This is a genomic window from Anaerostipes rhamnosivorans (assembly GCF_005280655.1).
GTDB lineage: Bacteria > Bacillota > Clostridia > Lachnospirales > Lachnospiraceae > Anaerostipes > Anaerostipes rhamnosivorans.
The window spans coordinates 3298485-3312857 of the sequence record NZ_CP040058.1 but is presented as its reverse complement, the minus strand read 5'-3'; the positions used below and the strand labels follow the sequence as shown (position 1 = coordinate 3312857).

General features: G+C 47.8%; 16 protein-coding genes. 14 read left to right on the top strand and 2 right to left on the bottom strand.

Annotation, left to right across the window (positions count from 1 at the left end):
- Positions 1-575: 575 nt before the first annotated feature.
- Together AR1Y2_RS16395 and bioD are read left to right on the top strand one after the other, a co-directional pair.
- Positions 576-1142: a biotin transporter BioY gene (locus AR1Y2_RS16395; protein ID WP_137329927.1), complete on the top strand. Its 567-nt coding sequence runs from the start codon at positions 576-578 to the stop codon at positions 1140-1142.
- Positions 1139-1801, top strand: coding sequence for a dethiobiotin synthase (bioD, locus tag AR1Y2_RS16390; protein ID WP_137329926.1), 663 nt, complete (start codon positions 1139-1141; stop codon positions 1799-1801). The genes AR1Y2_RS16395 and bioD overlap by 4 nt, the downstream gene beginning before the upstream one ends.
- 42 nt (positions 1802-1843) lie before the next feature.
- On the opposite strand, the gene AR1Y2_RS16385 is transcribed toward bioD, so the two are convergent.
- Both AR1Y2_RS16385 and AR1Y2_RS16380 read right to left on the bottom strand, forming a co-directional pair.
- The gene (locus AR1Y2_RS16385; RefSeq protein ID WP_137329925.1) at positions 1844-2476 is read right to left on the bottom strand and encodes a class I SAM-dependent methyltransferase; all 633 of its coding nucleotides are present in this window, start codon (positions 2474-2476) and stop codon (positions 1844-1846) included.
- A 65-nt stretch (positions 2477-2541) separates the two neighbouring features.
- Positions 2542-3480 carry an AEC family transporter gene (locus AR1Y2_RS16380; protein ID WP_137329924.1) on the bottom strand — a complete coding sequence of 313 codons (939 nt, stop codon included), beginning with the start codon at positions 3478-3480 and terminating at the stop codon, positions 2542-2544.
- 178 nt (positions 3481-3658) lie between these two features.
- Between AR1Y2_RS16380 and AR1Y2_RS16375 the strand changes: the two genes are divergently transcribed.
- From AR1Y2_RS16375 to AR1Y2_RS16320, 12 genes are all read left to right on the top strand, one after another.
- On the top strand, positions 3659-4507 hold the full coding sequence (locus AR1Y2_RS16375; RefSeq protein WP_137329923.1) for a Rossmann-like and DUF2520 domain-containing protein: 849 nt from the start codon (positions 3659-3661) through the stop codon (positions 4505-4507).
- Positions 4504-5331, top strand: coding sequence for a 3-methyl-2-oxobutanoate hydroxymethyltransferase (gene panB, locus AR1Y2_RS16370; protein WP_137329922.1), 828 nt, complete (start codon positions 4504-4506; stop codon positions 5329-5331). The genes AR1Y2_RS16375 and panB overlap by 4 nt, the downstream gene beginning before the upstream one ends.
- A gap of 10 nt (positions 5332-5341) precedes the next feature.
- Positions 5342-6178 (top strand): pantoate--beta-alanine ligase, encoded by an 837-nt coding sequence (panC, locus tag AR1Y2_RS16365; RefSeq protein ID WP_137329921.1) that lies wholly within the window; start codon positions 5342-5344, stop codon positions 6176-6178.
- 10 nt (positions 6179-6188) lie between these two features.
- A complete protein-coding gene (gene panD / locus AR1Y2_RS16360; RefSeq protein ID WP_137329920.1) occupies positions 6189-6578 on the top strand; it encodes an aspartate 1-decarboxylase in 390 nt (129 codons plus the stop codon).
- A 10-nt stretch (positions 6579-6588) separates the two neighbouring features.
- On the top strand, positions 6589-7776 hold the full coding sequence (gene coaBC / locus AR1Y2_RS16355) for a bifunctional phosphopantothenoylcysteine decarboxylase/phosphopantothenate--cysteine ligase CoaBC (RefSeq protein WP_137329919.1): 1188 nt from the start codon (positions 6589-6591) through the stop codon (positions 7774-7776).
- 79 nt (positions 7777-7855) lie between these two features.
- Positions 7856-9349, top strand: coding sequence for a sensor histidine kinase (locus AR1Y2_RS16350; protein WP_137329918.1), 1494 nt, complete (start codon positions 7856-7858; stop codon positions 9347-9349).
- A complete protein-coding gene (locus AR1Y2_RS16345) occupies positions 9342-10031 on the top strand; it encodes a response regulator transcription factor (protein ID WP_137329917.1) in 690 nt (229 codons plus the stop codon). Before AR1Y2_RS16350 ends, AR1Y2_RS16345 begins: the two co-directional genes overlap by 8 nt.
- Positions 10032-10039: 8 nt before the next feature.
- Positions 10040-10756, top strand: a complete 717-nt coding sequence (locus AR1Y2_RS16340) for an RluA family pseudouridine synthase (protein WP_137329916.1) — start codon at positions 10040-10042, stop codon at positions 10754-10756.
- Between the two features lie 24 nt (positions 10757-10780).
- On the top strand, positions 10781-11554 hold the full coding sequence (gene hisA / locus AR1Y2_RS16335; RefSeq protein ID WP_137329915.1) for a phosphoribosylformimino-5-aminoimidazole carboxamide ribotide isomerase: 774 nt from the start codon (positions 10781-10783) through the stop codon (positions 11552-11554).
- A gap of 19 nt (positions 11555-11573) precedes the next feature.
- Positions 11574-12059 (top strand): hypothetical protein, encoded by a 486-nt coding sequence (locus tag AR1Y2_RS16330; RefSeq protein ID WP_137329914.1) that lies wholly within the window; start codon positions 11574-11576, stop codon positions 12057-12059.
- Positions 12060-12134: 75 nt separating this feature from the next.
- Positions 12135-13232: a carbohydrate kinase family protein gene (locus AR1Y2_RS16325; protein WP_137329913.1), complete on the top strand. Its 1098-nt coding sequence runs from the start codon at positions 12135-12137 to the stop codon at positions 13230-13232.
- Between the two features lie 482 nt (positions 13233-13714).
- Positions 13715-14371 (top strand): class II aldolase/adducin family protein, encoded by a 657-nt coding sequence (locus AR1Y2_RS16320; protein ID WP_137329912.1) that lies wholly within the window; start codon positions 13715-13717, stop codon positions 14369-14371.
- Positions 14372-14373 lie beyond the last annotated feature (2 nt).

Here is a 14373-nt window from a genome sequence, read left to right as displayed (position 1 = left end):
CTTCAAAGGAAGAGGAAAAGAGAAGGAGATGGTATGGGTGAGGAAGAGTTCAAGGAGACACGAAGTTTGGGAAGTGAAGTATTTCTATAAGTCTTTGCTGCTGATAACCGCAGGGATCGTAATGCTGGTGGCTTTCCGGTTATTATTGAGATAACTGCCGAGGATACATATCAATTAAGAAGAGGGAATTTTACGGGTGTATTCCGTAAAATACCTTCTTTTTTTTCGTTTCATCCGGGAACCATAAATACAAATAGAGAAATGAAATGCAACTTTTTCGTTTTTTCAGGCGTCTAATTTATCAAGATAGATGTAAGGAGAGAGTACAGATGAGAAATAAATGGAACAAAGAAAAAACAAAGGAAATGAAAGACTTTTACAGATCCATCTTATTGATCTCACTGGGGATCACCATGCTCTTGATCTTTCAGGTCATGCTGATGTAGCGGATTTGCGAGATGTATTGTAAACCAAATAATCAAAAATAGTTTACAATAGAAAGGCGAAATGATACAATAAGCGGGTTACGAAATGAGTTTAACGAAAGGAAAGGGGAAATCGTTTTGAGAAAAACTATGGAAACCCGATGGATTGTGTTGTGCGGTATGTTTGCTGCCCTGACTGCGGCTGGAGCATTCATTCAGATCCCGGTGCCGTTTATGGACTATTTTACTCTTCAATTTTTATTTGTACTGCTTGCAGGGATGCTTCTCGGCCCAAGGTACGGGAGTATTTCTATGGGAATTTATGTCCTTGTGGGACTTGCCGGGGTTCCTGTTTTTGCGGCGGGAGGAGGCATACAGTATATGCTGCGGCCAAGCTTTGGATATCTCATTGGATTTATTGCCGGGGCCTGGATCACGGGAATTCTTTGCGGCAGGCAAAGGAGGGAGGGACTCAGAGCATATTTGCCTGCTGCTTTCGCAGGGATGGCTGTTACCTACTTGATCGGATTCAGTTATAAGTATATGATTTTGAATACATATTTAGGGCAGAAAACACCATTTGCTGCTGTGATACTGTCTGCATTTCCCCTGGATCTGCCGGGAGATGCATTGCTGTGTGTGGCCGCCTCTGCATTTGCAGAAAGGGTAAAAGCATACCTGGGCACAGACCTGTTAGGGGAGGGCCATAGAGTATGAAAAACGGTATTTTTGTGACGGCGACTGGCACAGATATAGGAAAGACATATATTTCTGCCTTGCTCGTAAAAACTCTGCGCAGGCAGGGGATCGACGCTGGGTACTTCAAACCGGCCTTAAGCGGAGCTGTCTGGTCAGAAGACAGGCTGGTGCCGGGGGACGCGGATTATGTGTGCAGGAAATCGGGGCTTTCTGGTCCGCCGGACCAGTATGTGGCATACGTCTATGAACCATCGGTCTCCCCACATCTGGCGGCTAAAATGAGCGGAAGGCCGATTGAGAAAGATGTGGTCTCACAGAGTTTTTTGGAGATTCAGAAGAGGTTTGACTATGTGGTGGCTGAAGGCTGTGGCGGAATTGTCTGTCCGCTGAGGGCAGATGATGATGAGATGATGATGCTCACCGATGTGGCAACTCTGACAGGGTTTCAGCTGTTGATCGTGGCGCCTTCCGGACTGGGTGCCATCCAGGCAGCCGTGACCACGGCAGAATATGCGGCGATGAAAGGTTTTGAGATCTGCGGAATCGTGATGAATCATTTTAAAAGAGGAGATCTGATCCATGAGGACAACCGGTATCAGATTGAGCGTTTGACAGGTATAAAAGTGACCGGTGTGGCTGATGACGCAGAGGAAATAGATGTCAGCTGCTTTTTGTGAAAACAAAAAATTCCCTCAAATCAAATGAGGGAATTTCATAAGTTATGCCTCAGAAGGCAAAGCCTCGGATTCCGGCTTTTTTGCCGAGATCATGAGCAGTTTTTTTAGTTTATGTACCCGGAACTTTGTGAGTCCGGCAGCTTTAAACATACCCAGGATCTCATGGGTAGATGGCCGTTTGACCTTACAGGACGGAAGTACCTTGTCCGCAATGTTCCCGGAAATCCTTATGAGCTCGGGGAAGGCCACGACACCGATATAGAGACGTCCTCCCGGGGTCAGCAGTCTGGCAGCTTTCTGGATGAATTCCGCCTGGTTGGGGAAATGGTGGAATGCACTGCACACGGTGATGATACGGAACGTGTTGTCTTCAAAATCCAGATCATCGCTGCTTGCCACCTGGAAATGCAGATCCGGGAAGTCGGCGCTGGCTCTGCGGATCATCTCCTCAGAAACATCCACTCCGTACCCCTCGGCATTTCTCCAGCGCGTCAGACCGGACAGCAGGGTTCCTGTGCCGCAGCCTACATCCAGTATCTTGTCGTTGTCCCGAACGCAGATCTTTTTGATCATTTCCTGCTCCAGGGAAACAGACATCTTGCCGCTGATGGTCTTCTCATATTTTTCAGCTTTTTTATTGTAAATCTTTGCAGAACGTTCTTTTACATCTTTCATAAGCACGCTCCTCTCTTTCCTTGGTTATTTCTCTTATTTTTCTATTGTCCTTCACAATGATTATATCAGATAAAGGAAAACATCCGCAACAAATAAACCCATAATGTGAGACTGACGGACGATAATACGGTTGCGGCTACCACAATGCTGGAAGTCAGGGCATGGTCGTTGTCCATTGCTTTGGCCATGACATAGCAGCTCACCGTGGTCGGAGAGCCCAGCATAATCAGGATAGCGATCAGTCCTTCTCCACGGAATCCAAAATAGACGGCCGGGGGAAGGAAGATAAGTGGCAGGATAAAAAGCTTAATGGCAGCAGCGGTCATGGTAGGACCAAGCTTCCTTAAGGCCTTGGCTCCCTCAAAACCGGCCCCCACGCAGAGCAATGCCACAGGCGTAGCCGTCACGGCCAGTTCATTGAGGCATTTGTCGATCACGGGAGGGAAATCCACAGCCAGGTAAGAAAACGGAAGACCGGCCAGGATCCCCAAGATGATCGGATTTCGAATGATATTTTTAAAAGCGGACCTAAAACTGCCGGAGCCGGAGCCGGGTCCACGCACGGTCAGCACAATGACAGAGAAAATATTATACAGAGGGACGCTGGCTACGATCATCAGCGGTCCCATCGTGGAGTGTCCATAAATATTTTCAATAAATGCGATACCAAGGATCGCTGCGCTGCCTCGGAAAGAGGCCTGTACAAAGGCCCCGATCATAGTCTTGTCCTTTATCAACAATTCTGCAAGGATCCAGATACCTAAAAACATCAGAGTGGTTACGATCATGCAGAACAGAAAGTATTTTAAGTTGAATGCCTGTTTTAAAGGAGCGCTGGAAATATCGCGGAACAAAAGTGCGGGAAGCGCTGCATTGAATACAAACTTGTTGGCTGTGTTTACAAAGTTTTCGTTAAACCATCCCTTCTCTTTCAGGAGCCATCCGAGGAAGATCATAAAAAAGACGGGGACAGTAGAATTTAAGCTGAAAATAAAATCGTTCATAGGTTTCCTCCGGGAGAGATTATAGCAAATAAAAAAGAACAATTCAAACATTGTATTTTTCCTTGCTTATTCAAATATGAGGTGATATAGTACCCTTGGATGGTATTCCGTAGAGAAATCATACCAGTGAACAAATTTTTAAAGGACATCACCTCATAAAGGCAGGTGATATTTCCGTATGAAAGCAGGATTTATCGGAGCAGGCAAAGCAGGCTGTTCCTTAGGCAGGTATTTCGTACATTTTGGTATCCCGGTAGTGGGGTACTTAAGCCGCAGCGGGGAGTCAGCCCGACAGGCGGCCAAAGAAACAGGCACAATACATTTTGATACGTTTGACAAATTATTATCAATGTGTGATGTTCTTTTCATTACGGTTCCCGACAGCCAGATCGCAGGCGTGTGGGAACAGCTCAGAACTTTTCCGGTCCGGGAAAAGTTTATCTGTCACTGCAGCGGATCTCTAAGTTCCGCTATTTTCTCTGAAATAACCGAAGCAGGGGCTTACGGCTATTCTATCCATCCAATGTTTCCATTTAACAGTAAAACAACTTCATATGAAGAACTCAGCAAGGCTTTATTTACTCTGGAAGGTGAGCAGGCGCACAAGGATCAGATGCTTTCTTTTTTGAGTCCGCTTCCCAACCGGATTGTAGAGATCCAGGCGGAGAAGAAGGTCCGTTATCATGCAGCGGCAGTTATGGCATCCAATCAGATGGCAGCCCTGATGAACCAGGCTTTGAACCTTTTACAAGACTGTGGTTTTACCCCGCAGGAAGGGCTTGCCGCCCTTGCACCTTTAGTACGGCAGAATCTTGAGAATATTCTTGATTCAGGCCCCAAAGAGGCTCTGACAGGCCCGGTGGAGCGCAATGATGTATCCACGGTGACGAGACATTTGGGTGCCCTGTCCGGGGAGGAAAAGGAGATCTATGTTCCTCTTTGCAGGGAATTGGTCAGGATTGCAAAAGACAGGCATCCGTCCAGGAGTTATGAACATATGGAGAGAATATTGGAGGAAGAACATTGAAGAACACAGTCAGTACATTTCAGAAGATGAAAGACAATGGGGAGAAGATCTCCATGCTCACAGCCTATGACTATTCTACGGCAAAGTTGTTTGACGAGGCAGGCATCCACTCTATTCTTGTGGGAGACTCTCTCGGAATGGTCATGCTTGGCTACGATACGACGATCCCGGTCACTGTGGATGACATGATCCATCACGGGGCTGCAGTGGCAAGAGGTGCGAAGAACGCCCTTGTGGTAGTAGATATGCCGTTTATGTCCTATCAGACCTCAGTCTATGATGCCGTGGTAAATGCGGGAAGGATTATGAAAGAGACAGAGGCCACAGCAGTAAAGCTGGAGGGAGGAAAGGATGTATGCCCGCACATTGAAGCCATTGTGAAGGCATCGATCCCGGTCGTGGCGCACATAGGGCTGACCCCTCAATCTGTCAATGCTTTCGGAGGCTTTAAGGTACAGGGAAAGAGTGAAGAGGCAGCCAAAAAGCTTCTGGAAGACGCCCTCGCAGTTGAGACAGCCGGAGCATTTGCGGTGGTGCTGGAATGTGTTCCTGCAAAGCTTGCCGCACTTATCTCAGAGAAACTTCATATTCCGACCATCGGTATCGGAGCCGGGGCCGGATGTGACGGGCAGGTCCTTGTCTATCAGGATATGCTGAACATGTACGGGGATTTTGTTCCGAAGTTTGTGAAGCAGTTCGGTAATGTAGGGCCGGCTATGAAGGAAGCAGTAGTGGAATATATCAAGGCCGTTGGGGACGGGACATTCCCGGAGGAACGGCATACATTTGCCATCAGCGATGATGTGATAGAAAAGTTGTATTAAGGAGAGAGCCATGAAGATTGTCAAGACTATAAATGAAGTGAGGAAGCAAGTAAAAGAGTGGAAAAGCCTGGGACAGAGCGTAGGGATGGTGCCGACCATGGGGTATCTCCATGAAGGGCATAAGAGCCTGATGGACTGTGCCAGGAAAGAAAACGACAAAGTGGTTGTGAGTATTTTTGTGAACCCGATGCAGTTTGGCCCCACAGAGGATCTGGCTGAATATCCGAGAGACCTTGAACACGACGCAGAGATCTGCGAGAGCGCCGGGGTTGATCTGATCTTTCATCCGGAACCGGAAGAGATGTATGCAGATGATTTCTGCTCCTTTGTTGACATGGACACTCTGACTGAAGGGCTCTGCGGAAGGACCAGACCGGTTCATTTCCGGGGTGTTTGTACCGTGGTCACAAAGTTGTTTAATATCGTAACTCCGGACAGAGCATATTTCGGACAAAAGGACGGACAGCAGCTGGCTGTCATAAGACGGATGGTGCGGGACCTGAATATGGATATCCAGATCGTGGGATGCCCTATCGTCAGGGAAGAGGACGGTCTTGCAAAGAGTTCCAGAAATACATATCTCTCACCGGAGGAGAGAAAGGCCGCATTGATCTTAAATCAGGCAGTCCGCCTGGGGGCAGAGATGGCAGAGACGGAGAAGGACGCTGCGAAAGTGGTCCTTGCTATGAAGGAAAAGATACAGTCAGAGCCTTTGGCAAGGATTGATTATGTGGAGGCTGTGGACGCTTTGTCCATGCAGCCGGTGGAGAGGCTCACTGGTGGATGTATGCTCGCTATGGCAGTCTATATAGGAAAAACCAGATTGATCGACAACGTGTTAGTGTAAGGAGAAGATTATGAAGCTTACTATGTTAAAAGGAAAGATCCACAGGGCAACGGTCAGGCAGGCGGAGCTTGACTATGTGGGCAGCATTACTGTGGACCCAGAACTTCTAGATGCGGCAGGTATTCTGGAATATGAAAAGGTAGCCATCGTTGATATCAACAACGGGAGCAGGTTTGAAACCTATACCATCGCCGGAGAGCCGGGAAGCGGGATGATCTGCCTGAACGGGGCGGCGGCCCGTTGCGTTTCCCAGGGAGACAAGATCATCATTATGTGCTATGCTGAGTTGACACCGGAAGAAGCGAAAGAACACAAACCAAAAGTGGTATTTGTGGACGACAACAATAAGATCACCCGTCTGACCAGCTATGAAAAGCATGGCCGGCTGGAGGATATGTAGGAGAAAGATTATGCTGAGTGGAAAAACAATTGTCCTGGGCGTCACAGGCAGTGTGGCGGCCTACAAAATGGCGAATATGGCGAGTATGCTCATAAAAAGAGGATGCGAAGTCCATGTCATCATGACAGAAAATGCGACGAATTTTATCAATCCCATCGCATTTGAATCACTGACCAACACCAAATGCCTGGTGGAGACTTTTGACCGGAATTTTCAATTTCATGTGGCCCATGTGTCTCTGGCAAAGAAGGCGGACCTGATGCTGATCGCCCCGGCTTCTGCCAATGTCATCGGGAAGATCGCAGGAGGCATCGCCGATGATATGCTGACCACGACAGTGATGGCGTGCAAGAGCCCGGTACTGATTGCTCCGGCCATGAATACAAATATGTATGAAAACCCGATCCTGCAGGATAATCTTGAGAAACTCAGGACCTACGGCTACACGGTCATTGAACCAGCCAGCGGACATCTGGCCTGCGGTGATACCGGCGCCGGCAAGATGCCGTCGGAAGAAATTCTTATGGCCTATATAGAACGGGCGGTGGGACGACCGAAGGACCTTGCGGGAAAGAAGGTCCTGGTCACGGCAGGACCCACAAGGGAAGCAATCTGCCCGGTACGCTATATTACCAACCATTCCACGGGAAAGATGGGGTACGCATTGGCAAAGACAGCCATGCTCCGGGGAGCGGATGTGACTCTGGTCACAGGTCCTGTAGAGATGGAACCTCCGATGTTTGTAAAAACAGTCCCGGTTGTGAGCGCATCGGATATGTATGACGCTGTCATGGCAAGAAAAAAGGACCAGGATATCATCATAAAGTCCGCTGCTGTGGCAGACTACACACCTGCCCAGGTAAGTGATGAAAAAATAAAGAAAAGCGATACGGATATGTCGATCCCGCTCGTGCGGACAAAGGATATCCTGCAGGAGCTTGGGCATACCAAAGAAGAAGGCCAGTTTATCTGCGGATTTTCAATGGAGACCCAGAATATGCTGGAGAATTCCAGAAAGAAACTGGAGAAGAAGCAGATCGATATGATCGTTGCCAACAATTTAAAAGAGTCCGGCGCCGGCTTCGGCACAGACACCAATGTGGTGACTTTGATCACCAGAGAGCAGGAGAAACAGCTTCCTATCATGTCCAAAGAGGCAGTGGCGGATGCAATTTTAGATTTTATTAAAACTTCATAAAACTTTAGACAAACTCTCTTTTTCCCACCTTCCTATGATATAATAGAACTACCAAATGCATCAGGAAGGTACGGGGGTCATGAAAGTAGTGAACAAAGTCAGAATTATATTTTTGCCAGCGATTATACTGCCGATTTTTTTAATGGTAGTATCAATCGCTGCTTTAAGTGTAGGGTATATCCGGACAACCAATGAAAACATTTATTCCAACGGTATCGAGGGGTTTGCCAATCCGTTAAAGACTATGAACAACGAGACAAAGGCCAGCTTTAACGATCTGAAGAGGAGTGCCATTGAGAACCCGGAGAACTTTGAGAGTGAAGAATACTTAAACCGAATCAATGAAGCGTTAAAGAACAAAGAGTCTTATCTGATCGTCAGAAAAGGGAAGACCATTGTCTATCGGGGATCTAAAGAGGACCACACGGAGACCGAGAAGAAGCTTCCCAGATTCGGCAGTGACATCAGCAGCCAGGACAGCGGTGTTTTCCTTGGAAGACCGGAGAATTTTCTCGTGAAGCAGCAGGATTTCCGTTATGCGGACGGCAGCAAAGGCTCCGCTTTTATCCTGACCGATCTGGAGACGGTCCTGCCCCACTATAAGAATATCATCAGTCAGGTATTTTTCTCCATTGTGGCGATCCTGATCCTCACCAGTTTTCTGCTCTCCTGGTTTATGTACTCGGAGTTTATACGTCCGCTGAAGAAACTGAAAGAGGGAGCCGACCGGATCAAGGAGGGAAACCTGGACGACGATGTGGAGATTAACAGCAAGGATGAGATCGGCGAGCTCTGCGCTTCCTTTAATGCTATGAGGGCGGAATTAAAAGAGTCCATCGAGGCAAGGATCATCTATGAAAAGCAGAACCGGGATCTGATCAGCAACATTTCCCACGACTTAAAGACTCCGATCACGGCCATCAAAGGATATGTGGAGGGGATCATGGACGGTGTGGCGGACACTCCGGAGAAGATGGACCGCTATATCAAGACGATTTACAATAAGGCCAATGACATGGATGTACTGATCAATGAGCTTTCCTTATACTCTAAGATCGATTCTAACATCATTCCTTATAACTTCAGAAAGATTGACATCAATGCCTATTTTAAAGATTGTGTGGATGAGATCGGATCGGATCTGGAGCAAAAGGGCATGATGTTCTCATACAGCAATTACTGCTCAGCCAATGTGGCAGTGATGGCTGACCCAGAACAGTTAAAGCGCGTGATGAACAATATCATCAACAATGCATGCAAGTATACCAACAAGGCAAAAGGAAAAGTCAGTATCACCTTAAAGGAGTTAGACCGTAAGATTCAGGTTGCCATCAAAGACAACGGCATCGGCATCTCCAGGGAGGATCTGCCGAATATCTTTAGAAGGACTTACCGGGCAGATATGTCCAGGAATTCTGCCGGCGGCAGCGGACTGGGACTTTCCATCTGCAAGAAGATCATTGAAGAGCATGGGGGAGAGATATGGGCGGAGAGCAAGCTGCGCTCCGGCACCACAATATTTTTTACATTAAACAAGATTGTAGACACCCAGGAGGAAGAGAAAAATGAGTAGAGTTTTAATTGTAGAAGATGAACTGGCTATCGCAGAGCTTGAGAAGGATTATCTGGAACTCAGCTCCTTTGAGGTTGAGATAGAGACAGATGGGGAGAAGGGGTTGAAGCTGGGCCTTTCGGAGGATTTTGACATGATCATCCTGGATATCATGCTTCCCGGCATGGACGGCTTTGAGATCTGTAAGCAGCTGCGGGAGAAGAAGGACATTCCGATCCTGATGGTATCCGCCAAAAAAGAGGATATTGATAAGATCCGAGGCCTGGGCCTGGGAGCGGACGACTATATTACAAAGCCCTTCAGCCCAAGTGAACTGGTGGCCAGAGTCAAGGCCCATCTTGAGCGCTACCGCCGCCTGGTATCCAGCAACTGCCAGGAGAATGATATCGTCGAGATTCGGGGGCTTAAGATCGACAAGACAGCGAGAAGAGTCTATCTGAACGGGGAAGAGAAGGCATTTACCACAAAAGAGTTCGATCTGCTCACATTTCTCGCCAGTCATCCGAATAGGGTGTTTACAAAAGAAGAATTATTTAATAAAATTTGGGATATGGAATCCCTTGGAGATATTGCCACGGTCACCGTGCACATAAAGAAGATTCGGGAGAAGATTGAACTTAACACCGCAAAGCCGCAGTATATTGAGACTATATGGGGCGTGGGATACCGCTTTAAGATGTAGGAGCAGCCATGAGAAGAAAAAAAGATGTAAAGATACTTTATCGAGATAACCACATCGCCGTATGTGAAAAGCCCGCCGGTATGCCCACAGCCGACGACAAGACAGGGGATATGGATGTGTTCCACAGTCTGAAGAACCAGCTTTTTTATGAAGAGAACCTGGACAGAGAGCCGGAGCTGTATATGATCCACCGCCTGGACCGCCCTGTGGGAGGCGTCATGGTGTTTGCCAGAAGCAAGGAGGCTGCGGCGGAGTTAAGCCGCCAGGTCAGGGAGCATATCTTTGAGAAGGATTACCAGGCAGTGGTAAACGGATGGCTTCCGGAGGAAGACGGAGTATTTACGGATTATCTGAAGAAGAATGAAAAGAAGAACGTGTCCGCTGTCGTGGAAGAAGGAACACCGGGAGCCAAGAAGGCGGAGCTTTCTTACGAAGTGCTGGATATGGTGGAGACAGGAGAAGGAAAGTTTTCCTACTGTCTGATTCATCTATTGACAGGAAGGCACCACCAGATCCGGGTCCAGTTCGCAAGCAGGGGATTCGGGCTTTTCGGAGATACGAAATACAACCCAAAGTTCCAAAAGACAAAAAAGCAGTATGAAGAGATCGGTCTCTATGCCACCAGGATTAGTTTTCTCCACCCTGAGACCGGAGAAGCCTGCACCTATAAGGCGGAGCCTTATGGCAGGGCTTTCCGTATGCTGGAGGAGCTGGATTCCTGGTAGAGGTAAGAAAAGAGGATAAAACACATGAAATTCAGACCATGCATTGACATACATAATGGAAAGATTAAACAGATTGTGGGCGGCAGCCTCTTAGACCGGGGAGACTGCGCAGAAGAAAATTTTGTTTCGACACATGACGGAAGTTTTTATGGTAAACTATATAAAAAGCATCAGCTGTCCGGAGGACATATCATTATTCTGAACCCCAAAAGCTCGGAGTATTATGAAGCTGATGTAAAGGAGGCACTGTCCGCACTCCGTGCATTTCCGGGTGGGCTTCAGGTCGGAGGCGGCATCACGGATGAGAACGCAGCCTTTTTTATAGAACAGGGAGCCTCTCATGTGATTGTGACTTCGTTTGTATTCTCTGACGGAGCTGTTCGGTTTGACAGGCTTAGAAACCTTGCGCAGGCAGTGGGACGGGAGCATCTGGTTCTGGATCTGAGCTGCCGCAGGAAGAATGGAGAGTATTATATCGTTACCGACCGCTGGCAGAAGTTCACGGATGTGGTTCTCACAGAGGACCGGCTGAAAGAGCTTGAGAAATACTGCACAGAATTCCTGATCCACGGGGTTGACGTGGAAGGAAAAGGACAGGGCATAGATGAAGATCTGGTGCGCATCCTTGGTGCATATTCAGGGAATCCTGTGACATATGCGGGAGGTATTAAGGATTTTGAAGACCTTGAATTGATCAAAAGAGAAGGAAAAGGGAAAGTAGATGTGACAATCGGCAGCGCCCTGGATCTGTTCGGCGGGCCGATGGAATTTGAGAGAGTCCTCAGTCACTGTGATTAATATTGGAGGAATAAAAAATATGAAACTATGGTATGAAGCTAGCAATTTTACGATTCAGCCCCACTGGGTCATCCCGTTTGCGATTTTGGGGGTGATCGGGTTGATCCTGGTCCTTGCTTCTAAAAAGTCATTTTTTAAACTGCTGGGAGGCGTATGCCTTGTGATCTGCGCCGTAACAGCCTTAAGATTCTGTTACGGTTATGTGAGGATCATTCACACGTATAAACAGGGAGATTATAAGACTGTGGAAGGATATGTGGAGAACTTTATCCCGGCTTCCAAGGGAGGAGAGACCAACGAAGATACGGAGCAGGAGAGCTTCGATATCAGAGGCGTCCATTTTTCCTATGGGGACCGTTTTATCAAAAAGTTCGGATACCATCTTCCGTCCACCCAGGGAGGATATATCAAGAAGGATGGCCAGTATTTAAGGATTGGTTATATTGACACAGAAGATCAGGGATATGTTATTGTAAAGATCGAAGAACGCAGAGCGAAAAAATAAAGGAACTAAAAAGCTGTGCCGCCCGAATAGGGAGGTGCAGCTTTTTGTGGCTTTTCAAAATGACAGGAGGTGTCTATGAAAAAAGTTGTCGTTGCCGGATGTCTGTGTCTGGATATCACGCCGGAGTTTTATAACAGCAAGGATGGGGAGAAAAAAAGCGCGGCCCAGTGGTTTCTCCCGGGAAAGCTGATGCAGGTAGGGGAGGCCTCCATTCACACCGGGGGAGCTGTTGCAAACACCGGACTTGCCTTCCGGCGCTTTGGCGCTGACGTGTCTCTCATGGGGAAAGTGGGGGATGACGCTTTTGGAAAACTGGTGTTGAATCTGCTTGATCAGTACGGAGGAAGCCGCGGAGTTGCCGTTTCAGGGGACTGCTCTACAGCATACACGGTGGTTCTGGCCCCTCCAGGGATCGACCGGATTTTTTTCCACAATGCCGGAGCCAATGATGTTTTTGGATTAGAAGACCTGGACTTTGGGGAGATCGCACAGGCAGATTTATTCCATCTTGGCTATCCGACCATTATGAGGCGGATGTTTGAGCACCCGGAGGAGCTGCTGGAGATTTATGGCCGGGTAAAGGAGCTTGGAGTAAAGACATCGCTGGATTTAACAGCTATTGAGGAGGACAGTGATGCGGCAAAAGCGGATTGGCCGTCACTGTTTCAGAAACTACTTCCCATGGTAGATTACTTTGTACCCAGTGCGGAGGAAATCTGTTTTCTCATCGACCGGGACATGTATAACCAATGGACGGAAAGAGCAGCAGGAGGTGATCTGACAGAAATTCTTGATATAGAGAAGGATATCAGGCCTCTTGCAGAGCGGCTGCTTACATGGGGAGCAGGAGCAGTTCTGATCAAATGCGGAATCAAGGGACTGTATCTTAAGACCGGCCAAAACCGGGAACTGCCGGAGGACTGGAAGGAGCTGGAGCTGTTTGAGCCCAGCTACCGTGCAGACAGGGTCCGCTCTGCCACCGGCGCGGGAGATGTCAGCATCGCAGCATTCCTCACCGGACTGTTGGAAGGAAAAGAGCCCAGGCGCTGTCTTTCACTGGCGGCCGCCGCAGGAGCCTGCTGTGTCACAGAGTTTGACTCACTGAGCGGCCTGCTTACTATGGAGGAGATGGAAGAAAAGATCGACCGGGGATGGGAAAAATATACCCAGTAGGGCACACCGTATTTTATACCCTCCGGGTGGGCGTGCTCTGCACGATAAGGTATGACATTTTCCACATGATTTCCGTTCGGCTCTTAGAATGCCTCACTCCAATCATGTAGAAAATGGACGTAATATCTGCTGGAGAATGTTGCTGCAAGACAAAAGGCACCACTTTACGAAAGTTATTTACCACTATTGGAGGAGCGCATTTCAAAAGCGTGACGGAAATAGTGGTAAATAACTCATAATAATTGAGGCAATACAAGGAGCCGGGAAGGACCCTGTCATTTTGGGAAAAATGGCAGGGCCTTTTTGCGTCTGCAGGAATAAGTTTCTTCCAGGCCATGGAAAGATTTTGTATCATCTTGTTAAAAATGCTTCCGCAGTGCAGAAAGGTATTTGTATTGAGAGGCAGAACCTGTGTGGATATACTTAACACATAGTCATTCATGAATGCTGTCAGACAAACCAAGCACTGAAGGAGAGAAGAGATGAGAAATAGGGCAAATGAAATAAAGAAGGAGATCGTACTTTACTCCAAGATATTAGATGAAAAAGGGCTGGTAAACAGCCTGGAAGGCAACCTGTCCATCATGGACAGAGAGTCAGGCCTGTTATATATTACCCCGTCCGGAACGAGAAAACGTTTTTTAGATGAGGATATGGTGGCTGTGGTAAAAGGCCAGGAGCAGGTAGGGGGAAGTGTGAAAAAATCCAGTGAGTACCTGCTGCATGAGGCAGCGCTGAAGGCCAGACCGGATTGCAGTGCTGTGGCACATCTCCATGCGCCGTATCTGACGGCTTATGCTTACTGTAATAAGACCGTCAGGATCAAGTGTTCCACTACATTTTCACTTGTATTTGAGGAAATCCCATGCCTGCCCTACGGTGAGGCCGGAACCGTACATATTGCGGACGGGATTGAGGAGGCTATAAAAGACCATGACTTGATCCTGCTTGGCAACCATGGCTGTGTGGCAGTGGGAAAAACACTAGAAGATGCAGTGAAAATAGTGGAGGCAGCAGAAGAGGTGTTAAAAATTTACCAGTTGACAAAACAGATTGGGCAAGTAGAAGATATACCGGATGACAAACTGGAATCACTGTATGAAAATCATCCGGGGAGCAGACGAAACCATTATAAATAGGA